General features: G+C 46.8%; 19 protein-coding genes and 1 riboswitch. Of the genes, 15 read left to right on the forward strand and 4 right to left on the reverse strand.

Annotation, left to right across the window (positions count from 1 at the left end):
• Positions 1-487: HAD-IIB family hydrolase (locus I2H74_RS19090; RefSeq protein ID WP_195575842.1), on the reverse strand; the 487-nt coding region annotated here is incomplete at its 3' end.
• A gap of 197 nt (positions 488-684) precedes the next feature.
• On the reverse strand, positions 685-1,725 hold the full coding sequence (locus I2H74_RS19095) for an alpha/beta hydrolase (protein ID WP_195575843.1): 1,041 nt from the start codon (positions 1,723-1,725) through the stop codon (positions 685-687).
• Between the two features lie 252 nt (positions 1,726-1,977).
• Between I2H74_RS19095 and I2H74_RS19100 the strand changes: the two genes are divergently transcribed.
• From I2H74_RS19100 to I2H74_RS19145, 10 genes are all read left to right on the forward strand, one after another.
• Positions 1,978-7,044, forward strand: a complete 5,067-nt coding sequence (locus I2H74_RS19100) for a choice-of-anchor I family protein (protein ID WP_229106850.1) — start codon at positions 1,978-1,980, stop codon at positions 7,042-7,044.
• 326 nt (positions 7,045-7,370) lie between these two features.
• The gene (locus I2H74_RS19105) at positions 7,371-8,675 is read left to right on the forward strand and encodes a radical SAM/SPASM domain-containing protein (protein ID WP_195575844.1); all 1,305 of its coding nucleotides are present in this window, start codon (positions 7,371-7,373) and stop codon (positions 8,673-8,675) included.
• A complete protein-coding gene (locus tag I2H74_RS19110; RefSeq protein ID WP_195575845.1) occupies positions 8,669-9,694 on the forward strand; it encodes a radical SAM/SPASM domain-containing protein in 1,026 nt (341 codons plus the stop codon). The genes I2H74_RS19105 and I2H74_RS19110 overlap by 7 nt, the downstream gene beginning before the upstream one ends.
• A gap of 58 nt (positions 9,695-9,752) precedes the next feature.
• Entirely contained in the window at positions 9,753-9,905 is a 153-nt protein-coding gene (locus tag I2H74_RS19115) for a hypothetical protein (RefSeq protein WP_170936454.1), read from the forward strand.
• 92 nt (positions 9,906-9,997) lie between these two features.
• Positions 9,998-11,074: a S8 family serine peptidase gene (locus I2H74_RS19120; protein WP_195575846.1), complete on the forward strand. Its 1,077-nt coding sequence runs from the start codon at positions 9,998-10,000 to the stop codon at positions 11,072-11,074.
• On the forward strand, positions 11,058-12,803 hold the full coding sequence (locus I2H74_RS19125) for an ABC transporter ATP-binding protein (RefSeq protein ID WP_195575847.1): 1,746 nt from the start codon (positions 11,058-11,060) through the stop codon (positions 12,801-12,803). Before I2H74_RS19120 ends, I2H74_RS19125 begins: the two co-directional genes overlap by 17 nt.
• Before the next feature lie 6 nt (positions 12,804-12,809).
• A complete protein-coding gene (locus tag I2H74_RS19130; protein WP_324254110.1) occupies positions 12,810-13,505 on the forward strand; it encodes a response regulator transcription factor in 696 nt (231 codons plus the stop codon).
• Positions 13,481-14,686 (forward strand): HAMP domain-containing sensor histidine kinase, encoded by a 1,206-nt coding sequence (locus tag I2H74_RS25195; RefSeq protein ID WP_195575848.1) that lies wholly within the window; start codon positions 13,481-13,483, stop codon positions 14,684-14,686. Before I2H74_RS19130 ends, I2H74_RS25195 begins: the two co-directional genes overlap by 25 nt.
• 102 nt (positions 14,687-14,788) lie before the next feature.
• The gene (locus I2H74_RS19140) at positions 14,789-15,472 is read left to right on the forward strand and encodes an ABC transporter ATP-binding protein (RefSeq protein ID WP_229106851.1); all 684 of its coding nucleotides are present in this window, start codon (positions 14,789-14,791) and stop codon (positions 15,470-15,472) included.
• On the forward strand, positions 15,469-17,925 hold the full coding sequence (locus I2H74_RS19145; RefSeq protein WP_195575849.1) for an ABC transporter permease: 2,457 nt from the start codon (positions 15,469-15,471) through the stop codon (positions 17,923-17,925). Before I2H74_RS19140 ends, I2H74_RS19145 begins: the two co-directional genes overlap by 4 nt.
• Positions 17,926-18,009: 84 nt before the next feature.
• Here the strand turns inward: I2H74_RS19145 and I2H74_RS19150 are convergent, their stop codons facing one another.
• Together I2H74_RS19150 and I2H74_RS19155 are read right to left on the reverse strand one after the other, a co-directional pair.
• Entirely contained in the window at positions 18,010-19,014 is a 1,005-nt protein-coding gene (locus I2H74_RS19150) for a lipoate--protein ligase (protein ID WP_195575850.1), read from the reverse strand.
• A 173-nt stretch (positions 19,015-19,187) separates the two neighbouring features.
• A complete protein-coding gene (locus I2H74_RS19155; RefSeq protein ID WP_195575851.1) occupies positions 19,188-19,658 on the reverse strand; it encodes a phosphatase in 471 nt (156 codons plus the stop codon).
• A gap of 189 nt (positions 19,659-19,847) precedes the next feature.
• Between I2H74_RS19155 and cobD the strand changes: the two genes are divergently transcribed.
• The 5 genes from cobD (at position 19,848) to I2H74_RS19180 (ending at position 25,389) form a co-directional block, all read left to right on the forward strand.
• The gene (cobD, locus tag I2H74_RS19160; protein ID WP_324254113.1) at positions 19,848-20,978 is read left to right on the forward strand and encodes a threonine-phosphate decarboxylase CobD; all 1,131 of its coding nucleotides are present in this window, start codon (positions 19,848-19,850) and stop codon (positions 20,976-20,978) included.
• 188 nt (positions 20,979-21,166) lie between these two features.
• The gene (locus I2H74_RS19165; RefSeq protein WP_195575853.1) at positions 21,167-21,937 is read left to right on the forward strand and encodes an adenosylcobinamide amidohydrolase; all 771 of its coding nucleotides are present in this window, start codon (positions 21,167-21,169) and stop codon (positions 21,935-21,937) included.
• 42 nt (positions 21,938-21,979) lie between these two features.
• Complete coding sequence (cbiB, locus tag I2H74_RS19170) at positions 21,980-22,942, forward strand: adenosylcobinamide-phosphate synthase CbiB (protein ID WP_195575854.1); 963 nt, start codon at positions 21,980-21,982, stop codon at positions 22,940-22,942.
• Positions 22,943-22,971: 29 nt separating this feature from the next.
• Complete coding sequence (locus I2H74_RS19175; protein ID WP_195575943.1) at positions 22,972-23,697, forward strand: histidine phosphatase family protein; 726 nt, start codon at positions 22,972-22,974, stop codon at positions 23,695-23,697.
• Between the two features lie 345 nt (positions 23,698-24,042).
• Positions 24,043-25,389 carry a radical SAM/SPASM domain-containing protein gene (locus I2H74_RS19180; protein ID WP_195575944.1) on the forward strand — a complete coding sequence of 449 codons (1,347 nt, stop codon included), beginning with the start codon at positions 24,043-24,045 and terminating at the stop codon, positions 25,387-25,389.
• A 475-nt stretch (positions 25,390-25,864) separates the two neighbouring features.
• Positions 25,865-26,065: riboswitch (cobalamin riboswitch) on the forward strand.
• Positions 26,066-26,298: the final 233 nt, after the last annotated feature.

Below are 26,298 nucleotides of genomic sequence, written 5' to 3' on the forward strand. Positions count from 1 at the left end.
TCGGTGCAAGCGCATCGAGTCTTTCCGGCTCATCGATCATGAGCATCTTGGTCGATGGCTTCTCCAGCAATTTATCAAAGTCAGGCTCAATCTTATAAGAAATATTGTTGAGCTGACAGTAGCCGATCAGCTTCTCATTTTCCTCTGCAGCATACAGCTCATCATCGATATACAGCTGCAAATGAAGCTTCTCCTCCTTGCAGAACTCAAGCAGCTTCAACGCAGCATCGCGTGGCACGGAGCGCTCCAGCAGGACATGTCCATCCATTACATTTTTAATCAAAGAGCCCTGATACGTAATGAGTGGTACATTAAGCCCCGTCTGCAGGGCAATCTTGCGAGCGGATGCGTACATGCGACCTGTTGCGAGTGTCACATGAACGCCTTGGGCCATAGCAAGCTCAAGCGCACGCTTCGTTCCTTCAGTGACCTGCTTCTCGTCAGTAATCAGTGTATCGTCAATATCAATGGCAATCAGCTTGTACATGATGCTTCTCTCCTCAATTCAGTTTGATCTTTGGGCAAGATCGTTCTCTATATAGCCTTTGCTCTAGATTAGAGCCTATTCAGCTATTCTATTATACCTCATTTCGTGGGCTTCACGAGGATTCCATTTCTACTCAGCTGTGAAGTTACTGATGCAATGAACATGCCGTTCATATCTATCTACAGCAAAAAAACCTGTCACTTCGACAGGTTCATGCCTTGGAGCAGTTCGATTACGGAATCAATAACAGCCTGTGGTTTATAAAGTTGAATCGAGTGCCAGCTTTCCTCTACAATGATTTGTTTGGTATGGTTCGTTACATGGAGCAGCTCCTTTTGGGTTTCCAGCCAATCCTCCGATTGTTTACCGGCAGTTAACACGATCAATGGCAGTGATGACTTTAACGGTGTTGAGTTTTTAAGCTGGACGGCGCTTCTCGAAGCGCCCAGGGATTCTAAATATGCAGCTTTATAAGCATGATTACGATAGCCTAGTTCCCTTACCTTCCTTTGAATAGGAGGAGGCATCCTCTTCACCCCGATATGCTGCTTTAACAGTCGAGGTAATCCGATAGGCGAGAACAAATAACCTAGTCTTAGGCTATTGTGATGTCGTGATCGACTTTTCTTCCTTCCCTGATTCATGGCAGGTCCTAGAAATCTGCTTTCATGGGTTGAGTCCACAAGCACAACTCCACTGACCTCCTCGGGGGATTCAGCAGCGAACAGCCTCATGATCATGCCGCCATAGGAATGACCAACGAGAATATAGGGAGGGGAGATGTTTAACTGGGACAGTAAACTCCTTAACTCTCGAACCGATCCTTCACATGTTGGGTCCTTCGTAGTCGTTGTGCTCCAGCCAAATCCAGCGCGGTCGTATGAAAGAACTCTTGTATGTTTGGATAACTCCGGCTGAACGAGCGACCAGTCTAGGGCACCCCCACCCATTCCAGATTCTAATATTATTGTGGGAAGATGATTGCTGCTTCCAGTTACAATGGCGTGAAGGCGATGGGACCCGATGTAAATGATGTCGCCAGGCGCTTGGTATTTATGTAACGTATAGCGAGATAAGATCGCTTGAACGAATGTTAGTGGGCATCCAATTACAGAAATGACCCCACGAAGGAACTTCTCTACAGGGGGAATCCGTGGCATCTCTGTATGATCTGCTGTATCAGCAGCCGATTGAGTGGTCTCCTTGGGATGGGGATCTACGATCCTCTCGATAGACATCTTTGCTCCTCCCTTACATAAAATCCAAAATTCGAACTAATGAATCCACAATATCACAATATGGCATTTATTGGAATGATCATTCAATAAAAAGGACGGGTTCCTGCAAACGCATATCGAAGCAAGGAACATTGGCCCATGGATTTACAATATCTATAAGTTTTTTTACAAAAGGTATGATTGATTTTGAGCCTATGAAAACAATTCTCTCATACACTCTTTAATAGAACATGAAGAGTAGGAGGAATCGACTTGAATCAAAGGGGTAAACAAGTACTTGCATGGCTGTTGGCGATGGAATTGACATTGGGTTCTCTATTCTCAAGCGGTATCGCATTAGCAGCAGAAGGGGAGCCGATAGCACCAGGGACCGGCGTAGCACAGACGATTCAAGAACAGACATTAGCTGAACAGGAATTCGGCATCTCTTCACTGGCTATTCCGAATGCAACGGAAGGCGTTCATTACTCCGTAACGTTGGAGGTATATGGCGGACAAGCTCCATATACTTATACTGCGATGGGCTTGCCAAAGGGGCTCGAGATAAACAGCTCCACAGGAGAAATTGCAGGTGTCCCGGTAGAAGGCGCTGATGTGGAGTATCCGTTAGAACTCATCGTGCAGGATTCTTCAGAACCAGCTAATACAGCGCGTGCGCATGTGAAGCTAATGGTAGATAAGGCCCCAGTGGCGAAGCGGGAAGACAAGCTTCAAGTAGAAATGATTGCTCACTATGCGGTCGGAACTTCGAACGAGGACGGCGGTGTAGCGGAGATCGTAAAATACAATAAAGACAATGGCAAGTTCTATTTGGTCAATGGTGCAACCAGCCCTGCAAGCCTAGAGATCGTCACGCTGCAGGCGTCTGGCGAGCTTCAGAAGGACAAGCAGGTGCAAGTGGAGACATTGGTAAATGAAAGCGGCTTTGTGTATGGGGATCTGACAAGTGTAGATATCAATACCGCGACCAAGCGCATAGCTGCATCCGTGCAGGAGGCTGATCATACAAAGGCTGGAAAGATTGTTGTGCTTGACTACGAGGGCAATCTGATTCGAACCTATGAGGCAGGCATTCAGCCTGACATGATCAAGTTCACCTCGGATGGGCGCTATATTCTAACCGCAGATGAAGGGGAGCCTCGTACTTCGGATGTGCCGGATCCAGAAGGCAGTATCACGATTGTTGATACACAAACTGACGAGGTAACGCATGTGAAGTTCAATCAACCTGAACTCATTGATGGTCTTGTGCACCTTCGTGGAAAGTCTGATGCCTCAGGCCAGATCACAATGCCTGGCAGCAAGGAAGATGCTGTATTTGATCTGGAGCCGGAATTTATCTCGTTATCCAAGGATGAGAAGCTCGCTTATGTGGCTTTGCAGGAGAATAATGCGATTGCAGTCATCGATATTCCCTCGAAGTCTGTAAAAGGCGTACATGGTCTTGGCTATAAAGACTATAGCAAGCCAGGCAATGAGCTGGATCTTGTGAAAGATGAGAAGATTCAGTTCGAGCAGGTGCCTTTCTACGGCATGTATATGCCAGACGGTATTGCAACCTATGAGGTGGACGGCCAAACCTATGTATTAAGCGCAAACGAAGGCGATGCAACAGGCTGGTCCGGACGCACGAATGAAAGCAAGATCAAAGACATGAAGAGCCAGCTGAACCCGAATTCGGAGGCAGCCAAGTTCCTAGCTAACCAAGGGACCAAGTACGACAAGGTCGAAGTGGCAAGCGACATGGGAGTGAACGGCCTATATATGTATGGCGCTCGTTCCTTCTCGATCTGGAACGCAGAGCAGATGTCGCTCGTGTATGACAGCGGCAGCGACTTTGAGAAGATCACAGCAGAACGACTTCCAACCTATTTCAATTCGAGCAATGACAAGGCAGGTTTAGATAGCCGCAGCCCGAAAAAAGGACCTGAACCTGAGTATGTTGCCGTTGGCATGGTTGGGGAAAAGACGCTTGCATTCATCGGTCTTGAGCGTATTGGCGGTGTCATGATCTATGACGTCACGAACCCGATGCAGCCTCAATTTTTGAATTATACGAATACACGCAACTTTGAAGCGGGCCTCTCCTCGGATTCCGCTCCAGAGGGGCTTGAATTTATCGCAGCAGCCGACAGTCCAACCGACAGGCCGCTGCTGCTGGTCGCGAATGAAGTAAGCGGCACAGTATCCGTGCTGGAAATGAAAGTATCGAAGGTGACCGTCGACCAATCGAGCCTTGAGCTGCAGGCTGGGGCAGATCAAGTACAGGTTCATGCCGTAGTGGAGCCTGTGGCGGGCTCTGGCACGGGCATCAAGTGGAACTCTTCGAATGAGCAGGTCGCAGCTGTTGACCAAGCCGGATGGGTTACTCCGTATAAGGCAGGCGAAGCTGTCCTTACAGCAACAAGTGAAGATGGCTATGGCTCAGCACAGATAAAGATTACGGTCAAGGATGATGACACTGGCGAGAAGCCATGGAAGCTGACCGTCATGCATACGAATGACACCCATGCTCATCTTGGCGACGTTGCCAGACGTGCAGCACTTGTGAACCAGGTGCGAAGCGAAGGCGGCAATCAGCTGCTGCTTGACGCTGGCGACGTGTTCTCAGGTGATCTTTACTTTACAAAATGGATGGGTCTTGCTGATCTGGTCTTCATGAATATGATGGGCTATGATGCGATGACCTTCGGCAACCATGAATTCGATCAAGGGACGAAGGTGCTTGCGGACTTTGTAAGCAAAGCGCACTTCCCGCTTGTCAGCTCTAATGTTGACGTGAGTAAAGACCGCCATCTGTCTCCGCTGGCTAAAGATCCAACGACGATTCGCACCCAAGATTCGAAGACAACGGAGCATGCGGGCATTTATCCTTACGTGACCCTTGATGTCAATGGACAGAAGGTTGGTGTGTTTGGGCTGACGACCGAGGATACAGCTGAAACCTCCAGTCCAGGCAAGGATATAACGTTCAACCAAGCCGTGGCTTCCGCTAAAGAAACGGTAAAAGCCATGGAACAGGAAGGGTTGAACATCATCATCGGTGTGACGCATATCGGTTATGCAAAGGATAAGGAGCTGGCTGAGGCAGTTGAGGGCATTGACCTGATCGTTGGCGGGCATACACACACAACGCTGAATGCTCCAGAGGTCATTGTTGATGATGAGCATCATACTCCCACCGTCATCGTACAAGCGAATGAATGGGGCAAGTTCTTAGGACGAGTCGACCTCGCCTTTGACGCCAGCGGAGTGGTTCTTACGGAGCAGGTTAACGGGCGTCTAATTCCAGTCGATGCCAAGGTTGAAGAGGACCCTGAAGCGAAGAAATTGCTTGATCCTTATAAGCAAGAGCTTCAAGAAATGATGAATGAAGTGGTAGGAGTCTCCTCGATCGTGTTGGACGGCGAACGGAAAAATGTCCGTTCCAAGGAGACGAATCTAGGGAACCTGATTGCAGATGGCATGCTTGCAAAGGCAAAGGAGCTGAAGCAGGCTGACATCGCGCTGATGAATGGCGGCGGCATTCGAGCTTCCATTGATCAAGGCGATATGACAATGGGCGAACTGCGCACCGTTATGCCATTTGGCAATACGCTGTTCGTGCTGGATGTAACGGGCAAGCAGCTGAAGGAAGGCTTGGAGAACGGAATCAGCGGTGCAAAGCTTGCGGACCTGCCAGGCAAATTCCCTCAAGTCGCGGGCATGACCTTCAAGTGGGATCCAAACCAGCCTGTCGGCGAACGAGTATACGATATCCAAATCAAGAAGGGCAGCAGCTATGTTCCGTTAGATCCTGCCGCTACTTATCGCATGGCAACCAACAGCTTTGTCGCAAAGGGAGGGGATGGCTACCGTTCCTTCGCAGAGGCGATCGAGCAAGGCCGTTATAACGAGGATCTGGGCTACCCAGACTATGAAATCTTTATTGAGCATATTGCTCGTCTTGGCGGTACGGTATCACCAACCGTAGATGGACGAATCAAGGAACAAGCCAAGCCGCAAACGGGCGGCGGCAATGGTTCCGGAAATGATTCTGGCGGTAGTTCTGGAACAGCGCCAACGGATTCCAACGGTTCTACAGCTTCGCCGGCATACGTGATTACAAGCGATCAGCTGCAGCTTGCAACGGTGAAGAATGAAGCAGGAGAAGTGATTCATCAGGTATCCGTTAAGGAAGAAGCATTGAACAAAGCGATAGCATCCCTCCATGCAAAACAGCTGGAAATCACCATTCAAGCTGCGAGTCTTGAAGGACGTGTAGAAGTAACGCTGCCTGCGGCAATTCTTGCCTCAGCAGCTGAGAAGATGACGGGTGCGTCGTTGGTTGTTGAAACGAAGCTTGCAAGCTATCGCCTGCCGATCGAGGCTCTGCCATTAGCCAAGCTGAAGCAGGATGGCGGTTTAGAGAAGACCAACGTCATTTTATCCATTGATAAGGCCAACCATCAGGTAGGGGAGAAACTCAGAGCTAAGGTACAGGCATCAGGGGCGAAGCTTGTTAGCAGCAATGCGGTAGCCTTTACGTTAAGCATCGCACAAGATAAGAGCATCCAAGAGATAAAGGACTTTGATCGCCAGTACGTAAGCCGTATCATTCCGCTTCCAGAGGGAGTGTCATCCAGTAAAGTAACTGCAGTCAAAGTGAATGAAGAGACGGGAACGTTCATCTTTGTACCCGCTGTTCAAACGACCTTAAATGGCAAGCCTGCCTTGATGCTGAAGCATACAGGCAATGGGGTATATGCTTTGCTTCAATACCAAGCTTCCTTTGCTGATCTAAAAGGACATTGGGCTAAGGCTGAGGTGGAGTCGCTTGCATCGAAATGGCTGGTTAAAGGAAAGAACTCGACCACCTTTGCACCGAATGAGGCGATAACAAGAGGCGAGTATACCGCCTTGCTCGTGCGGGCACTAGGGCTTGCTCCGGCTGTTGGAGCTACAACATTTGTGGATGTGAATGCGAAGCATCCTTTCGCAGGCGAGATTGCCGCGGCAGAACGCTTAGGCATTCTAAAGACTGCAGTGGGGACAAACTTTAGACCTGAAGCGAGCCTTACAAGAGCAGAGATGGCGGTCATGACGGCTCGGGCCATTGAAGCCGCTGCTGCTGTGAATAAATCTAAGGTCAACCTTGGTTCCTTCAAGGATGCGTCAACAATTCCTGCTTGGGCTGTGGATGCGATAAGTCAGCTTGTGGAGCTCGGTATTCTGGAAGGCGACCAGAAGGGACGGCTCGTTCCTAATGAATCCGTTACACGTGCACAGTCCGCTCTTGTCATGTCGAGAATGCTCAAGGAACTGAAGTTTATGGATTAATTAAGAGATCTTTATTCTATATATTTTTAATAAGATCAATAGAATCATAGATTCAGGATGCACCCTTGTGAGTATCGTCGTTGAGCTCGTTTTACCGATGATATTCAAGGGTGCATTTTTTTGTATTTACTAAAAGCTGCTCCTCGATAATACCAGCTATCGTTACGATACTAACTGACTTAGCATAAGCCATGACAACGAGTTTGATAATCACAAGTACTAAAAAAGATTTTGATAAAAAATGTATATATATGACAAAAATCATATTTTTAATGGGGCTAAAGCAATATAATTCCATTAAAGGAATAAGTCAAGGAGGTAAGAATATGACCATAAAGGATTCATATGAATTTACGCCTGACTGCCATAAGATTACGTATAAGCATCGCACGATACTGGGAAACAGGCGAACCGGAGAATGGTTGAAACTCTCTGAAGAGTGCATGAATATTTTAGAACACGGCATCAATAACCGAATGTCACCCAGTGAATTACTAGATTGTCTGCATGATCATGATGATCGAATCTATTTTCAACGGATATTTGATCAACTTGAAAATATCGGACTTATTCGATCCACCTCTTACGACACCTCAGTAAGACGAACCTTCACTCATATTTACTTCGCACTCACGAATAAGTGTAATCTATTCTGCAATCACTGCTGCTACAATGCGAAATACGCTGCATCCTCAGATCCTAATACCCACTACATGACCACCGATGAAGCTCTGCAAACGATCGACAAAATAATCTCTGCACATCCTCAAGTGATCACTTTTTCTGGAGGAGAACCAATGATGAGGGACGATTTCTTCCAATTGCTCCTCTACACTTCTGAGCATTATAACGGAAGAATAAATCTCTCTACAAATGGTACGTTAATTTCGCCAAACAACGTGGACCTGCTGTCCAAACATGTGGACAGTTTTGATATCAGTATAGACGGAATTGACGATGAATCCTGTGAACGGCTGCGCGGACCAGGGGTGTTTAAGCGTGTTATGACAAGCATCGCATTGCTTCAGAGCAGAGGAGTCAAACAAATATCATTATCTATGGTACTAATGGATCACAATAAGCATCTCGAAACCCCATTTCGTGATCTCAATCTAAGGATGGGTACACGAGCTGTCGTTAGGAGATTTACACCCATAGGAAGAGGCAAGGCTTATCAGAAGCGAGGAGAAACAGCAAAGATACTTCCAGATCTACGGCAAATAACCAACGAAAAAGCCAGGCGTTATCGAGATACTTCAAAGTTTTGCAACTGCGGCGCTGGAGAAAAAATGATTTTGATTGACCATGATGGAGCCATTTATCCGTGTGGCTTGATGATCACAAAAGAATTAAAGTTGGCCCAAATTCAAGAATTAGAGCAGATCGAGGATATGTTTTCTTCCGCGAATAACAAGATAGGCAGTGGTCAGCAGGCTTTAAACGATTTACAGCCCCAGAACTTCTCCAAATGCAAAGATTGTAAAGTGAACTTCTTCTGTTGGCATTGTCTTCATCATTTGGAACAGCTAAAAGGGGATGAAGCACGTTTCACTGAACGCTGTAATGCGCAAAAGTCTCTTCTGTACCGTCTGATATGGGACGAAGTAAGGGAGGCGGATGCTCATTGTTAGCTGCAATATGGCTTACATCCCGTTGTAATTTACGATGCGGATACTGTTATGAGGGACAATTCAAGTCAAGCAGCAGGATATCCGAACAAACCATTGATTCGATCGTTCAATATGTACTTGAACATTTTAATCGTTTGGGAGACCAAAAATTATATGTCAATTATCACGGAGGAGAGCCTCTTCTGGAGTTTAAAACCTTGCAAAAAATAACGGAGAAATTCGAACAGGCTCTAGGCGATTCGGTCTTGTTTGGCACTACCACGAACGGTACTCTTCTCAATGATGAAAAGATCGAATATCTAAGCAAGCATTTCCACTTCTCCATATCTGTCAGTCTTGACGGAAACCGGGACACTCACGATTACTATCGGAGATATTCCGATGGGAAAGGCACGTACGATAGAATTATTGGACAAGCTCTGAAATGGTTAAGAATCAGGCCTGATTTAAGAGCACGCATGACTTTCAACACCGTGACAGTAGAGAACTTATATCATAATATCGAACATTTAGTAGAGCTTGGCTTTAACACGATTGTCCCCGTTCCTGATTATTTTGATTCCAATTGGGACCACAGGGAGATACGAGTATTGGAAGAGCAATTACGGTGTGTTGCTCAACTGTATCATGAAAAAAAATCTCAAAATCCGAGACTTCGCATTGGGATGGTAGATGGATCTGATAATCATCGATTGGGTACATGTGATGGAGGTATAACGACGATCAACATTGACCCATGTGGACACATATATCCTTGTACGTATGTTGTTGGGCAAGATGATTACCGCATTGGTCATATTACTACAGGAATTATCCGCGATCAATTAGAGCATTTTCATCAGCATTCATTAATGCAAAACGAGGATTGTACAGGCTGCACCCGCTCATTTTATTGCAGCAGCACACGCTGTAAAGCAGTTAATCAGTTATTAACTGGAGATTGCTTGATTCCCTCTCCGGTCGTATGTGCTATAGAACATGTAAAACACCGGATCTATCAAACTTACTCTAAGGTATAAATCATGTTGGCTAGGAGCTAAAGACACCTATTATAAACCTTGATAAGGAGCGATTAACATGTTATCCATTGAAAAAATCACGGATAAAGTTGAAGAACTCGACGTTAAAGGACAAGGCTGTGGCAATGATTGTGTTCGATATGAAGGCTATGAAAGCTTGCTTGATGGTTGTGATGCTATTATTGATGCCTATTTAACGCCTTGGTGGTAAGCCGCTACTCTATCATCAACTATCTCTAAGAACTGAACAAATGAGATTCGTCTTTAGCTCTTTCCATATAACAAAGTGCTGGCATCATATCGATGCCAGCATTTTCACATCAAATTGCAAACGTTAAAGCAGGTGATGGAATGGCAATTAGAACAGCTGTAAATACGCTGGTATCCATTGTAGACACAGGAATCGATCTCAACGCGGAATCTTTGAGGAATCATGTCATCGATAGCATTGCCATTCATGAGGAAGGGACACTTCAAACGGACATTGATGACAAACATGGACATGGAACATTATGTTCACGTCTAATTCTCAAAGGCAATCCTAATGTTCAATTGCATGTGATCAAGTTGCTTAATGAGGAGGCAATGGCGTCTTCAAGGAATCTATTAAGAGCATTGGATTATTTGCAGGAAATTGATTCTAGCATTATTAACTTGAGTGTAGCGACCACAGAGAGCAAATATGCAAAAGAGTTAGAGCGTGCATGTGAAGCCCTTGCAGACCAAGGAAAGATATTAGTTTGTTCTCTTGCCAACCATTCAGATTACAGCTACCCAGCAGTGTTTGATTCGGTAATTGGGGTTCAGGCACACATACAGGGTGCACAGGAAGGATACTGGTTTAATTCCTCATATACGGTTCAGGTAATTGCGGACGGGACGCCGGTCATGCTCCCAGGTCTTAATAACCGTTATACGATGTTTGGCGGGAACAGCAAGGCAGCAGCTCTATTCTCTGGTATGCTAGCTAAGCTGTTAGAGGATAAGCCGGGTTTATCCCTGTCGGGATTGTACGCTGAGCTGGAGAAGCAAGCATCGCGCACAAGTTGGGAGAAGAAGGATATGCATTTGGTTCCTTTTCAGCCTATTAGTAATGAAGAATGGGGAAAATATGATTATGGCCGAATTCAACAAATGGTACAACTAGTCACGGAAAATTTGAAGCTGATTCCAGCGCAACAGGATAAGCTGCTTAACACTTCTTTGCTCCACCCTCAGTTTGGTTTAACACCTGAAAGGTGTGTCCCTTTGATTAAAGAGATAGAGAGAACCTTTTCAGCCCAGTTCCCATTGGATTCTATTTCGTTGCTTGATTTTCACTCTATTTTTTCCCTGCTCGATTTAGTAGAGGAGGATGGAGGATGTGAAATCCGAATTTAAAAACCTAACAAGATTTCTTAAGCTTGTATTCAAATATAAAAAATGGCATGTCGTTGCCGCTTTCTTTATGCTGTGCAGTGCGGGCTCCCTTTTATTTCTTCCATATTTAACAATGAATATGATTGATGGAGCGATAAAAGGGCAGTCCTTTAAATGGCTTATTCAGCTAGTCGGCTTATACATTTTGATTGCGATCATTCAAAACGGATGCAAAATCATTTCGGATTATATGTATTCTGTTATAGGAAAGCGAATGGTACTTGATCTCAGATTAACGATCATTAAGCATTTATTCAAACTCCCTGGAAGATTCCATAGCGATATGCAGGCAGGCGAGATGATCACGATATTAAATCATGATACGGCGGCAGTCGAAGATTTATCTACAAAAATGATATTTTCTGTCCTATCAGAATTATGTACTGCTTTTGGAATGTTTCTTTTTCTTCTCTACCTGCAGCCGGATTTACTGCTGCTTACTCTATTGCTCCAACCTATACTGTTAGTCACTCAAAAAGCATTCAGTAAGCGAATTTCCACGAATATGGCTCAATACCGAAACCACTTGGGTCAATTTTCAATTGATATGCAGCAATTCGTGCCTTCTGTAATCGATATTTTGATGTTAAAGGGTAAATCCTTTTTCATACATAAACTATTCTCAAATTTTCGCAGCATGCTTCGATTAGGGATCAAACTTCAATTTTTATTTTCCACAAATGTTTCAGTTGCTGGTTTAATCGGTACATTGACAACGGCTATGATATTTGGTTATGGGGGATATAAGGTGATCAGCGGTACCTTGACTATAGGTGGTCTTATTGCATTTAATCAATATGCTCAAAGACTGCTGGGCCCCATTATTCAAATGGTTCAAATCAATACGAAGTTCCGACAGTCCATGGTGTCGGTTAACCGTATTTTTCAGTTCCTAGATCAAGAGGTGGAGATCAAACAAATAAAAGGAGGCGCCAAACCAGATATAATTGGTCATGTTGCTTTTGACGAAGTCTATTTTTGCTACAATGAAAAGAAGCCGGTTCTTTGCGATATTAATCTGCAATTTCGAACTGGAGAAATCACAGCTATTGTTGGAGAAAGTGGTTCCGGAAAAAGCACGCTGTCCTCTTTATTAATGCGCTTCTGGGATCCATGCAAAGGCAATATCTATATTGATGGGAAAGAGATTAGAGATTATAATCTGTATTTTCTGCGAAAGTGGATAACGGTAGTTTCACAGGACGGATATTTTTTTCATGATACAATTGTAAATAACCTTAAGCTATCAAATCCCAATGTGAGGGAAAAGGATATTATAGAGGCTGTAAAAAAAGTTGATCTCTACTCATTTATAATGACGCTACCTGATCAATTCAATACGATGATTGGAGATCGAGGATCAAAACTGTCTGGCGGACAGAAGCAAAGGTTGGCTTTGGCTAGAGCCTATCTTCACCCTACGCCTATCGTTATATTTGATGAGGCAACTTCAGCTATGGATACGATAACCGAGGCCCATGTATGTCAGGAGCTGTATCGGACCCTGTCAAATCGAACAATTATCGTTATCGCCCATCGATTGTCAACGATTACACAGGCAGATATGATATATGTATTGCGAGATGGAAATGTGGTTGAACAAGGAAAGCACTTGGATTTGTTTGAGCAAAAGGGCTATTATTATGAGCTTTATATGAAAAGCTTGAATGCCGCTTATAGTCAATCATGAGGGGGGATGATGGTGCAGAAAGGGACCATACTGATCGCTGATGATGAGCCGGATATCGTATCCTTTATGCAGCAATACCTTGAAGATGAGGGGTATGACGTCATAACCGCATACAATGGCTATGAAGTGCTGAAGCGAGTGGAAGATTCACCGGACCTGATCATCTTGGATGTGATGATGCCTGGAATGGACGGCCTAAGCGTATGCAGTACGATCCGCGAGCGGGTTCATTGCCCGATCTTGTTGCTTACGGCGCGAACGACCGACCGTGATAAAGTCCAAGGGTTTGCGGCGGGAGCAGACGATTATATTGTGAAGCCCTTTGGAATGGAAGTTCTAATGGCACGTATTGAAGCTCATTTGCGGCGGGAACAGCGTGGTAAACGGCCGATCAGACAGACCTCATTTGGAGAGGTAACCATCGATTATTTACGCCGCGAAGTATATATTGCCCATCAGATGCTGTCTTTGACGCCCAAAGAGTTCGATGTTATTCAATTGTTGTCTCTGAGCCCTGGACAAGTATTTACACGGGATCAGATTTATGAGAGGGTCTGGGGCTACGACGCAATAGGGGATGACACGACTGTTACCGAGCATGTGAAACGGATTCGCCAAAAACTCAGTAAAGAGACACCGAAATCCTATATTGAAACAGTCTGGGGTGTAGGGTACAAGTGGGGATTAAACGCAAGGCGCTAAGCTTGAAGACGACACTGGTTTTATATGTGCTGGCAGGGATTGTCGTGGCTATATTTCTTAATACCATCGTTTCACGAATCCTAGTGGACAACATTCAATATGCGATACAGGATTATCGAATTACTCCTGATGCAGAGGGGCGGACCTCTATTCAGTTGCAGCCCTCTTCTTCCTCAGAAGGAAATCAGTCACAGAAGAATGCACTTGTAGTGACTGCAGACCCTTCTTCGCGATGGGTATTGCTTAACTCTCTACTTTCAGTGGGAATTGTAGCAGGTATTGCGTTGATTTCCGCGCTTTTATTTTATCGTTTCCGGTTAAAAAGGCCCATGCAATTGCTGAATGATGGAGTGGAGAGAGTCATGAGTCATGATCTGGACTTTAAGCTCTCTTATGCTATTGACGATGAGCTGGGGAAATTATGCGGTGCATTTGAATCGATGCGCTGTGAGCTGAACGATCATTTCCATAGACAGTGGCGGGAACAAGAGGAACGGAAGCAGTTTTTGCAATCGGTGGCCCATGATTTACGTACGCCTGTAACGATTATTAGAGGACATCTTGACGTATTAAAGAAGAAAGTAATGCATACGAATACGTATCCCACTCAGGAGAAATTAGCGGACAGCTTGCAACTTATCACCGAGTATACAAGCAGAATCGGTACCTATCTGGACCGCCTGCAGCATCTGCAAAGCATGGAGGAATGGCCTGTTGAGTTCACAAAGGTGCGTGAGCGCATGCTGGTTGACAAGGTCCAAAAAGTAACCGCTTTGCTTGCAGAACCATATCGAAAACAAGTTCATGTGATGTGGGACTCAAGGCTGAATGTTGAGGAAGAACGTGAGGCTCTTTTTGACGAGCCGCTGTTTATGCAAGTGTTGGAGAATGTCGTGAACAATGCGATAAGGTACGCAAAGCGCGTGATCACTGTCCAGATTCAATGGGGACATGATCGTTTGGTCTGCTCGGTTGCGGACGATGGAAAAGGATTTTCCAAAGAAGAGCTGCAGCATGCGTGCGAGCCCTTTTTTAGAGATCAAGGCTTTTTTTCAGAAGGTCATTTTGGCCTTGGCTTGGCTATAAGCAGGACACTTGTAACCCGGCACAATGGGAAGATCGAGCTATGCAATGCAGAATCAGGAGGCGCCATTGTGCGTTTTAAAATTTCGATTCAATAGTACGCGAAGACCGTAAAACGGTTCATCTGAATTCGTTTATAAATTGTATAGATTTTTGCCCTATACTCCTCCTTGAATAAAAGCTCAGGGAGGTTTTTTGTGATGACCATGCAGTTGGAAACGAGACAGTTGGCGAAATCATACGGACAGGGTGATGCTTATGTACAGGCCCTGCACCCAACGGATCTTTCCATCCGTAAAAATGAATCTGTTGCCATCGTCGGTGCAAGCGGAAGCGGAAAAAGCACACTTCTTCATCTGCTAGGCGGTCTTGATCTCCCTTCAGCCGGAACAGTTTTGGTTGACGGCATTGATTTATATGCACTTCCGGAATCGGAGCGCGCTAAGTTCAGGAGGCAGCAATATGGGTTTGTATTTCAAGCGTTTCATCTGATTCCAATCCTTACGGCAGAGGAAAATATCGTTATGCCTTTATTATTGGATGGAAGGCGGCCTGACCGAGATGAGGTAAGGACCCTTTGTGAAAAGCTTGGGATTGTGGATCGACTGCACCATTTGCCGGGACAGCTGTCAGGTGGACAGCAGCAGCGAGTAGCGATTGCAAGGGCTTTAGCTGCCAAGCCTCAAATGATCTTTGCAGATGAGCCTACAGGAAATCTGGACTCCAAGAGCAGTAAGGAAGTGATGGATCTGCTTGCGCAAACCGTTCGTGATCATGCACAGACACTAGTGGTCATTACTCATGATGAACAGGTGGCAGAACGATTAGGGAGAACCATTCATATCACGGATGGCTGGGTGACCGAGGCAGGTGACCTCCATTGAATGTTATCCGTTTATATATCAGACGCTCTCTTCGATGGCAACCGTTATTGCTCGGTCTCGGGGCAATTGGAATTCTCTTGTCGATTACCCTCATGACAACACTAGGATTAGCATATGGACAACTGAGGCAGGCGATGATTGATCAAGCTAAGGATATTGCGGGGACCTATCATGCTATTCTGCCGAACATGGATGAAGAGGCCGTGCAGTCTATGAAGAAGGATGAGAGATTTGAACAAGCGGGATCGAGTCTCCCTTTAGGCACCTCATCAACAAAAGAAGGAAGCATGGATATCGTGATCGAGGGCTTTGACGACATCGCTCGTCATATGCTTGGCCTTCGCTTAAGCAAAGGCGCCTTTCCGAAGCAGTCTAATGAGATTGCCCTTGAGCAGCAAGTCATAGAAGGGATGGGGATGTCTGCTGCCATTGGGGATAATGTCGTACTCCAAGTGGATCTTCGCGGAGACAGCTCGGGACGTGAGGGCCTTCCGCCATTAAAAAAAGAACTCACATTTAAGCTTTCAGGCATTCTGGAAAATGCTCCGGGCTCGACATGGGGGCATTACGGCGTCGGGCTCGTAACACCAGAGGCCGCCTCCAAGCTTCTACCCGTTGAATATCAATCGTATTCCGCATTCCTTACTGTTAAAGATGGGTTTCATCCGTTGGATGTCATTAGGCAAGTAGCTGCAGACAATGGTATTGAAGCAAAAAAAGTGATGTATAATGATAGGCTGCTTCAAGCTCTCGGTTATGGCGGCAGCACGTTTTCGGACACCGGCTTAAGCTGGATTTTGATTGGAACAATCATTTTGGCAACGGCCTGTCTGATTATCTATAACGTCTTCCATATTTCCATCCAACGAAGATCAAGTCAATTTGGGATTTTAAGCGTATTAGGGGCTACTAAGAGGCAGATCAGGATACTGGTGCTTGGAGAAGCTTTGGTGCTTTGTGTGGCTGCCGTTCCGATAGGGTGGCTCCTGGGGTGGGTAATCGCGAACAGTCTTGCTCCTCAACTCATCAGCTTGTTGAATCCCGAATTATTTGGTGGGAATGCGAAAGAGAACATATCGCAGATAGTGGGAGATGGACATATCTCGTTGGTCCCATTTATAATTTCCGGATCGGTTGCGCTCGTCGCTACAGGGCTATCTGTACTTGGCCCTGCAAGAGCAGCTTCAAGAGTCATGCCAATCACAGCTGCAGCCGGCCAGGCAAGCATTCATCTCACCAAGCAAAAAACGATAAATAGAAAACTGCCGTCACGTTTTGTTCTGTTGTGGTTCGCGAGAATGAGCGTTAATCGTAACCGCGCTCGAACAATCGCGACGATGCTATCCATCTTTATCGGGGTCGTTGTCTTTATAACGGTGCAGTCATTTACGCAATCCATTCAATCCGATGACGGTATTGATCAACAACTGAGCCGTGACTACGCACTATATATCGATGCTAAAAAGTTCCCGAACAGTGGGTTCTCAGATCTACAGGTTGCCGCACTAGCAGAGAAAGTTCGGGATCTGCATGATATGCGTACTGTCCGTCAACAGTCTCCGAGACCTGCGCGTGATTATGGAATTGCCGTGCCTGCTGGTGTAACAGCGGAAGTATTTGGTTACAACGAAGCCATGCTGCGAGATTTGAGACCCTTTTCATCTGGCAAGGCGGATTGGGAGGCAATCGAGCGGGGAGATGCAGTAGCTGTAATTAATCCGATGAAAATGGAGGAATTAGGTGAGATCCCTAATTTTAAGCAAGGAGATCGTATTAAGATTGGAGATCTTGACTTTCTAGTTGGTGCTGTCGTTCGCGGTCACGCTTATCAGCGACCTTCCGACACGTTAGGCTATGATTTTATCATGTCGGACCAAGTTTATAAAAAACAGTATCCGAATTCCTCCCTTCAATTTTTTGATTTTTTGATCGGTGCGAATTCAACTTCTGACACAGATTCCCTAGACAGGGACCTTCAAGCTTTAAAGAGAGAAGTGAAGGGAGCCAGTCTCGTATCCTACAAGGATGCACAAGAGGATATGCTGCAGGCTAGGGCGAAAGTTTCCATGCTCGGCTGGATATTTATCGGCATTATTATCATCATTGCGGGACTGAATATGGTGAATACCCTGTATACCAACATCCATACTCGTATGACGGAATTCGGCATGCTGCAAGCCATCGGTATGCAACCTAAACAACTGCGAACGCTGATTCGATGGGAAGCGGCGATGTATGGAATAGGGGCATCCATTCCAGGAGCTGTTATAGGTGGCGCTTTATCCATTCTTCTTCGAGCTTTGGATGGCGGAACGATCGAATGGAACTTGCCAGTAGACCTCATGGCGATAGCGGTCATGTCTGCCATTCTTCTGTGCCTTATTGCATCCATACTGCCTTTGCGTAAATTAGAAGGGACCCATATTGTAGAGCGCTTACGGTCAATCGATTAAAGCACACCAAACAACGGGACCAAGATCAAATAAGCTGCCTTCAGCTTTGTGCTGAGGGCAGCTTTATATTTATATATCGAAGCATTACTGCTGAAGCAGCAGCAATTGTATGAAGTCGTCCTTCTCCACATTGCCAAAGTAATGCTTCATATCAAGCTCAGCAAGAGCTTCGCGAACAGCCTGCTCTTGGAAACGAATACCGGTCAGCATGTCTTCTACATCGGTTACCTCGCCGATACCGAAGAAGTCGCCATAGATCTTCGCGTTCTCGATTCGACCATCCTTAACGTCCAATCGAACATCGATAATGCCGCCTGGGAATTTTTTTGCGTTCTGCACATTGAATTTAGGAGAATGACCGTAGTTCCAATCCCAATTCATATAGCGCTCCTCAGAAATCTCCTTGATCTTCGCCCAATCTGCTTCAGTCAGCTCATATTGAGGCACTTGATCCGGCTCCATGCCGAAAATGTGACGCAAGAGCGTTGCACGGAACTCCTCGATGGTCATCGGCTCATTCATAAATTCCACGATATTCGCAACACGTGCGCGTACAGACTTCGTGCTCTTGGACTCAATCTTGATCTGCTTTACCTTAAGAGCGGAAGCAACATGCTCCATATGGGAATCAAACAGCAAGGTGCCGTGACTGAACATGCGGCCGCGAGTTGAGAATTGGGCATTGCCTGAGATCTTGCGCTCGCCGACTTGTATATCGTTGCGGCCGGACAACTCGGCGTCAACGCCTAAGGATTGAAGCATATCGATAACAGGCTGTGTGAACTTGCGGAAGTTGTGGAACGATTCTCCGTCATCCCTTGTCAGGAAGCTGAAGTTCAGATTGCCAGTATCGTGATAGACCGCTCCACCACCGGATAAGCGGCGAACGACTTTAATATCCTGCTCCTTCACATAATCGATATTAATTTCTTCGATCGTATTCTGGTTGCGTCCGATAATGATCGAAGGCTCGTTAATATAAAACAACAAGTAGCTGTCCCCATCCATGGGGAGATGCTTTAAGACGAATTCTTCAATGGCAAGGTTGATTCTAGGATCTGTTATGCCCTGATTGTCAATGAATTTCATAGCGACCTCCAGTAGTTCATTTATGTACAAGATGATATCTATATATTAAACGAAGGAGCAGGAAACACAAACAGCCATTCAAATAAAAAGCGTTCATACGAAAAGACGACCTGTGCAGATGTTTCCACAACAGATCGTCTTCTATGCATCGCTTATCAAAGTAATCGCTTTCACTATATTTCAGCATCATCTGAGCTAGAGCTTCTGTCATGGAAGGAGCGATAATAGATGAAGAGCTCCGCCATGTACTTAATCATCCAGGCAGCAAGTAGAATACTGACGAGAAGGTGTGCACATACGAGAGGAGACAAGAGAAGCGTGCGAGTATCAGAAATGTAGATTAAATAGAAGGCACAGCCAGCTACGGCTAGAACTAGGAAGATTAATGAGGCTTGGTTCGCGCGGTTCGAGACCTGACGCGAGATTTCTTTGTCTTCCGGCTCATCTTTCGACATGAAGTTTGTAAAGTACATGAGCGACTGAAAGACGAGGGCAATTCCAAATACATTTCTTGCAAGCGCCATCATTTCACTGTTGTATAAAGCAATGTTGCCTTTGAGAGAGAACAACACAAATCCATAATACAAGCTGACCAAGATGGCGGCAATCAGCGATGCCCAAGCTGTTTTATGATGCACCGACATAATAGCCCTCCTTACCCGAAACAGATCCTCTGATCTGGTATACGCTAGAATCTCAATCATTATACAACATTTAACAGTTTCGTTACAGTGTTTGATTCACCAATGTTTTTTGGCATTTCGTTGAAATCCAACCATGTTAGGTTTAAAATGGCGAAAGAGTTGAAAGCAGGTCAAAAGGAGGAATTGAACATCGGTAAGATCGAGCAATATGGACATGGCGGAGATGTATGGACGGCGGCAAAGGCATTTGGCGGACAAGCTGAGGCCTTTTTAGATTATAGCGCGAATATTAATCCTCTCGGGCCTCCATCCTGCGTGCAGCAAGCGCTTCAACAATCGTGGGAGCGGATGCTTCAATACCCTGACCCTGGGCATCGGAAAATGAAGGGCTATCTTGCAGAGCGTCTTGGCGTGGAGCCAGAGTACCTCCTTATAGGCAATGGTGCGGCAGAGTGCATGGCTCTGGCACTGCTTTACTTAAAGCCCACAACCGTTGGTGTTATCGCACCTTGCTTCTCTGAGTATGAAGCTTTATCGAAGCAATTCGATGCGAAAGTGATTGCGATTAGAGGCTCTAAAGAGCTGGATTATCAGGCTCCTGCTGAGGAGCTGCTTAAGCTGGCAGCAGAAAGAGACGTATGCTTTGTCGGTCATCCGAACAATCCAACAGGCGTCCTGTATTCCAGTCAAGTGCTAACAGAAGCGGCTAACCTTGCAGCGGAAAAGAACCATACACTTATCGTCGATGAGGCGTTTATTGACTTTCTCGATGAAGACGAAGCAGAAGTGAATTCTCTGTACCGGTTGTGCGAGAACAATCGTCATCTCATTGTTCTACGCTCGTTGACGAAGTTCTATGCGATTCCGGGACTTCGCCTTGGCTATGCCATCGCTCATCCTTCTCTTATCGAGGGCATGAAGGACAAGCAGGTGACATGGAGCGTTAATGGACTCGCGCTTGCTGCAGGCGAGGCCTTGTTTGACCCAAAGCATCGCGAGGAAGTTGCCGCGTATGAGGAAGAAACGAGAACACTTATCGTGAAGGAGCGTGAGTGGTTGCGTGCGGAACTTCGTGTCCTAGGTTTGGAGACATGGCCAAGTCAGGCTAATTTTCTCCTATGTCATATCGAGACACCTTGGACGGCAGCAAGCTTGCAACAGGCGCTAGGTGGGAGAGGCATTCTCATCCGAAGCTGTGCTATGTATGAAGGGCTCCAAGATGGACACTTCCGCTTGGCAGTTAAGGATCATTCTTCGAATGAGAGACTGATTCATACGTTAAGACAAGTGCTTGCAGAGGAGCAGCCCTCCTCTTCATAATGCAGTTCAGGTTTCAACCATTCATTCATTGTGTCTACGATATCGGAGTCTACCATGGACCGGATTGGTGAAGATGGCCTTGAATGAAGGTCGCTGAAATTTGTAGGGATTGGCTGAAGCAAGCCCTTCGGGCAAATTGGACGTATGCAAGGGTTGAAGCTCACGTCATAAAGGAAAGGTAGGATGACATGCAGCCATATCGTGAAGGAATGGTAAAGTATGAATCAACTTGCATTCACGACCTGTCTATAAGTTGGAGAGATGGTCATGTTGTGATTCAACTTCCCGAGCAAGCCCGCATATGGAGCAGTGCGGTATTCAACGGCGGGCAGACGACAGGGAATTGCATTATCAATCATATGGTCAACAAACATTTTGTATGCAATGATCCTGTGCAATATATGAAGGATCTTTGCATGGAGTGGCGCTATGAGCCAGCTGATACGGTTGGGCTTATTACGGCTGCAAAAATCACGCATTTATCCGTAGAGGAAATGGCGGGCGACGAGTTCTCGTTGCTATGCTGCTCAACTGCAGGCACTTCGAACGCGGCTAGAGCAGGTGTTCCAAGAGAGGTGTTTTCTTCTTATTTGACGTTGGAAGATTCAGACGAATCAGAGGAAACAGCTCAAGAGAACGTTAAACGGCAGCAGCCAGGCACGATCAATACGGTGATCGTTCTAGATGGGAAGCTAACGGATGCAGCCGTATGGAACCTGCTGATGGTCGCGGCTGAGGCTAAGTCAGCTGCACTATCCGACCTTGCGATTCAAGATCGCGAGACGGGAATGATTGCGACTGGAACAACGACAGATACGGTCGTCATAGCGGTGTTGGACCGTGGCACATACATAAGAGAGCACCTTTATGGCGGAACAGCAACAACATTAGGCTGCAGTGCTGGCCAGCTTGTGTATCAAACGGTTTATGAAGCCGTTCGAACACAAAGCGAAGATTAGGAAGCGTTGTAAAGGCTGCTAGAACAGAGAGGAGAGGGACCGTTGATTGCTGGGATCCTCTGGACATTAGCCTATATATGGGATCGTCTTCTAGGTGATCCAAGATGGCTGCCTCACCCGGTGATTGCCATCGGACGATGCATCTCGGGCATGGAGCGCTTTCTTAGGAAAGCTGCGCCTAAGAACCTAAAGGCAGCAGGATTTATGCTCCCACTTGTGATTGTAGGGGGAGCCTATGGCATTACTTGGCTATTGCTATGGGCGCTGTCGCTTATTCACCCTTGGCTTGCATGGGGAGCCGAGGCCCTTCTGATTGCGACCACGATTGCAGTAAAGGGGCTTCAGGAAGCTGGAATGAATGTATATCGGAAGCTAGCAGAGGGCGATATGGATGGCGCGCGCTATGAAACGAGCATGATCGTGGGTCGCGATACAGCTGAACTCGACGAGCCAGAGTTGGTGCGTGCTACCGTAGAAACGGTGGCTGAGAATATTGTAGATGCGGTCATTTCACCGTTATTCTATGCGCTGCTCGGCGGTGCGCCGCTTGCCATGGCATATCGGGCTGTGAATACGCTTGATTCTATGGTCGGTTATAAAAATGAAAAATACGAGCAGCTTGGATTTGCGTCGGCCAAGCTGGATGACTTGGCCAACTGGATACCTGCGCGCATCACAGCTTGCTTGATCGCCGCTGCGGCATGGCTGTTCCGAATCGGGGATGCGAAGCGGGCGATACAGACCGCGAGGTCGGATGCGAAAAAGCATCCGAGTCCGAACAGCGGCTGGCCGGAGGCTTCTGTAGCGGGAGCCCTTCATATCCGTCTAGGCGGCTTCAACGTGTATAAGGGCGTACGCTCTTTCCGTGAGTATATGGGCGAGCCGCTGGAGATTCTCGCGGCGAAGCACATTCCTGCTTCGTGCCGCATTCTACGCGGCACGTCGCTGTTGTTCGCGGCCCTAGGCTTGGCCGCGCTCTTGCTTCGCGGCGGGTGGCTGCTATGAATCGCCCAGCCCGCCGCGAAAGGGCCGCAATGCGCACACCTAGGCTTGTGCGCATTGCGGTGGCGCGCCACGGTGTGACGCGCGCCAATGTCGAGCGGCGCTACGTGAGCCGCTCGGACGTGCCGCTCCTGCCAGAGGCTGGCGCGGCACTGGCTCCCCTCCGCCGGCAGCTTGCGGCGGAGAAGCCGCTCACTTATGCGAGCGATATGCGCCGGTGCACCAGCACCTTGGCGCGAGTGTGTCCGCACGGCGCGCGCTATGCCGTGCGGGATGCCCGCTTGCGAGAGCTTGACTTCGGTCGCTGGGAGGGCCTGACGTATCAGGACCTGCAAGCGGACCCTGCATACCGCGCCTGGCTGGATGACATGACAGCGGTCACCCCGCCAGACGGTGAATCGTGGCAGAGCTTCGAAGCAAGAACCGAAGCCGCTTGGCACGATATATGGAATCATGCCAAGCGGCATGCAGGCTTCGGCTCTAGAGCGAGAAGCGGCTACAGCCGAAGAAGAAGCGCCAAGCCTTGTCGTATACGGAACCAGCGCTTTCAAACCCGAAAGAATAGATTGGAAAAGCCAAGCACACGATGCGATGTGCTCATTGTCACGCATGGCGGAGTCGTGAGACGACTGTATACCCTTGCTTTTCCGCAGTCCTCATTCTGGGACGTGCAGGCACCGAATGGAGGCGGCATGCGGTTGGTGGCGCAGGTAAAAGGGAACAAATGGTCATTTTTGCGTGCTGAGAGCCTTTCATAGCTGCATGCAGGCTTAATCCCGGCAGACGAATAGCCGCATAAAGTTTAAATATTCTGCCTTTTTTCATAACAAGTCGAGAAGGAAACAAGACGTGAACGCCAGCATCGATATGCAGCTGGCTTGTTCCGCTGTTCTTCTCGACTTTTTTATTAGCAATGAATGCGTAAGTTTCCCTATAGGCGAAACCAATTTGAAGTGGCGATAAGACATACTCCAAACGCGGTCGCTCCTATTGAAGGACTTCGATAGGAATTTTTCAATATCGTGACGTCACGCATAGTCAAACGGTCAAAGATCGTTCATCATGATAAAGGTTTTGGAGAGAAAGAGGGAAGGACCATGATGATGAAGACTAAGCGATATGTATCATCGCGTTTTAACGCACAATCCCATACGGAAGATGGTGGGATGATTCTATATAACAGCTACACTGGGGCTATTGCCTCCTTTGGCGAACAGGAACAGCATGCCGTTAAGGATGCGTTGAAGCAAGGCGGCGTTGAGATGGAGATGCTTGCGGGAAACAAGCTGTATCAAGAGCTTGTGGAGCATGGATTTTTAGTGCCTGAACAGACTGATGAGCTGCGCCGAGCAGCGTTTTTGCATCAATCCATGTATCGGACAGATCTCATGCATTTGGTGCTGCTTGTGACGGAGGCCTGCAATTTTCGCTGTCACTACTGTTATGAAGACTTTCCAAGAGGCCGCATGACCGATGAAACGATTCAAGGCTTGAAGGCATACATCGAGCAAAAAGCGAATACGCTTGGAGAGCTTGCCATCAGCTGGCATGGAGGGGAGCCGCTTCTTGTTCCTCATATTATTGAAGAGCTGTCGCATTCATTCATGGATTCAGCAGAACGGCATGGCGTCAACTACAGCGCGGAAATGTCGACGAACGGCTATTATATCACGGAGGAATTATTTCCGAAGCTGCTGAACTGGAAGATCAATCGTTTTATGATCACCTTGGATGGGCCAGAAGACGTTCATAATGTGCGTCGAGGCCTTAACGGAGGTCGCGGAACCTATTCGACCATTGTGAACAATTTGATGAATATGAAAAAGGTTGACGCAGATTTTGAAGTGAACATTCGAGTGAACTTTGACAATAGCAATCTTGAAGCGGTCTCTGCTTTTATTCCCACGCTGCGTGATTTATTCGCAGATGATCATCGCTTTAAGATGTATTTCCGTCCAGTTGGCTGTATGGGAGGAGAGAACGATCTTCATTTGCCGGTATGTGACGAGCGAACGAAGGATGAGATGATCTGGGCATTTAACCGCGAGGCGATCCGACAAGGTCTAGCCATCAGTTCAGCAATTACGGACATTCTGATGCCGACAGCTGCGATCTGCTATGCAGCAAAGCCAAGTTCCCTTGTTGTTGGCTCAAATGGACAATTGTACAAATGCTCGGTAGCGATTCACGAAGACTTCAATCAAGTGGGAACGCTCGATTCCGACGGTATGGCTCATTTGGACTATGACAAGATTGCCTATTGGACGACATCGGGCGAGGAGCAAGACGAGAAGTGTCAAGCGTGCTTCTTCCGTCCAGCCTGTCAGGGCAACCATTGCCCGTTGTATCGCATGCGTACAGGAAATCGTCCATGCTCGTATGAAAAACGCCAGATTAAGAAGACCCTGCAGGCCATTTGGGAGTATGCAAGGGCGGCAGAACAGGCTTAGTGTTCTATAGGATAAGTGCCTGTTTCTTTGAGCGCCGATCTATGCAAGGAGGTGAAACGCGATGAAAGTGATTCGTCCAGCAGCAGCTGCAGCAGCACTAGTGAAGACGGGCAGATTGACCAAGTCTGTGCCAGGAAATCTTAAATAAGGTCTAGTGTAAAAAAAGTGGATGGCTGCAAGTCAGCTATCCGCTTTTTTATTTTTTATCGATTCATATTACAATTTCCGCATAGGCAAAGAAAAGTTGGTTCTAATTTCCTTGTCAATCGATCGATTTCGTGCTTCGTTTTGCAAGGTGGTCCAAGAGAAGAGTTTGAGAAGTTTTACATGCGTATAGTGGACAGACTTTTTCTTTAATATCCATCATGTTTCTCTTATGGAAATAAGGTGACATTGTGACGAATGATATAAACCCTTGTAACATGGACGAGCTTCCCTTATAATCAATCATTGAGTTCAAGCGAGATCACAACCTCATAAAGAACATGCTTCAGGTCTTGTTGGTTAGCTGCTAGGCTGACTAGACGAGTGAAAAGGGAAACCGGTGTAAATCCGGTACGGTCCCGCCACTGTAAGGGATGTATCTCCTCATAAGCCACTGTCATGAGATATGATGGGAAGGCGAGGAAGCTAAATGCCCGAAGTCAGGAGACCTGCCTGAAGATGGACGAATAAGAGCCCTCGAGGAATAGGGAAGTCGTCAAGGATATTTATCATTCGTCGTGCAGTCAATCGTTCTTAATGGCTAGAACCTGAGTGTACAACGGAGTGCATGTTGCAGTAGACGTGATGCATAGATACCCCTTTGAACGTAAATCCCTCGTCTCCATATTCGGAGCTGGAGGGATTTTTTTGACATTCTTAACGGTAGGGCGGGAGGCGCGCATCCCGAATCGCTGGATCTTACAC

The sequence above is a fragment of the Paenibacillus sp. 1001270B_150601_E10 genome, from assembly GCF_015558675.1.
Lineage (GTDB): Bacteria > Bacillota > Bacilli > Paenibacillales > Paenibacillaceae > Paenibacillus_B.

Bases quoted from the DNA above. Each gene is read 5' to 3' on its own strand.
- I2H74_RS19150 (WP_195575850.1), bottom strand. From the start codon at position 19,014: ATGAAATTCATTGACAATCAGGGCATAACAGATCCTAGAATCAACCTT.
- I2H74_RS19120 (WP_195575846.1), top strand. From the start codon at position 9,998: ATGCCAGCATTTTCACATCAAATTGCAAACGTTAAAGCAGGTGATGGA.
- I2H74_RS19155 (WP_195575851.1), bottom strand. From the start codon at position 19,658: ATGTCGGTGCATCATAAAACAGCTTGGGCATCGCTGATTGCCGCCATC.
- I2H74_RS19165 (WP_195575853.1), top strand. From the start codon at position 21,167: ATGCAGCCATATCGTGAAGGAATGGTAAAGTATGAATCAACTTGCATT.
- I2H74_RS19105 (WP_195575844.1), top strand. From the start codon at position 7,371: ATGACCATAAAGGATTCATATGAATTTACGCCTGACTGCCATAAGATT.
- I2H74_RS19095 (WP_195575843.1), bottom strand. From the start codon at position 1,725: ATGTCTATCGAGAGGATCGTAGATCCCCATCCCAAGGAGACCACTCAA.
- I2H74_RS19180 (WP_195575944.1), top strand. From the start codon at position 24,043: ATGAAGACTAAGCGATATGTATCATCGCGTTTTAACGCACAATCCCAT.
- I2H74_RS19175 (WP_195575943.1), top strand. From the start codon at position 22,972: ATGCGCACACCTAGGCTTGTGCGCATTGCGGTGGCGCGCCACGGTGTG.
- I2H74_RS19140 (WP_229106851.1), top strand. From the start codon at position 14,789: ATGACCATGCAGTTGGAAACGAGACAGTTGGCGAAATCATACGGACAG.
- I2H74_RS19115 (WP_170936454.1), top strand. From the start codon at position 9,753: ATGTTATCCATTGAAAAAATCACGGATAAAGTTGAAGAACTCGACGTT.
- I2H74_RS19130 (WP_324254110.1), top strand. From the start codon at position 12,810: ATGATGGTGCAGAAAGGGACCATACTGATCGCTGATGATGAGCCGGAT.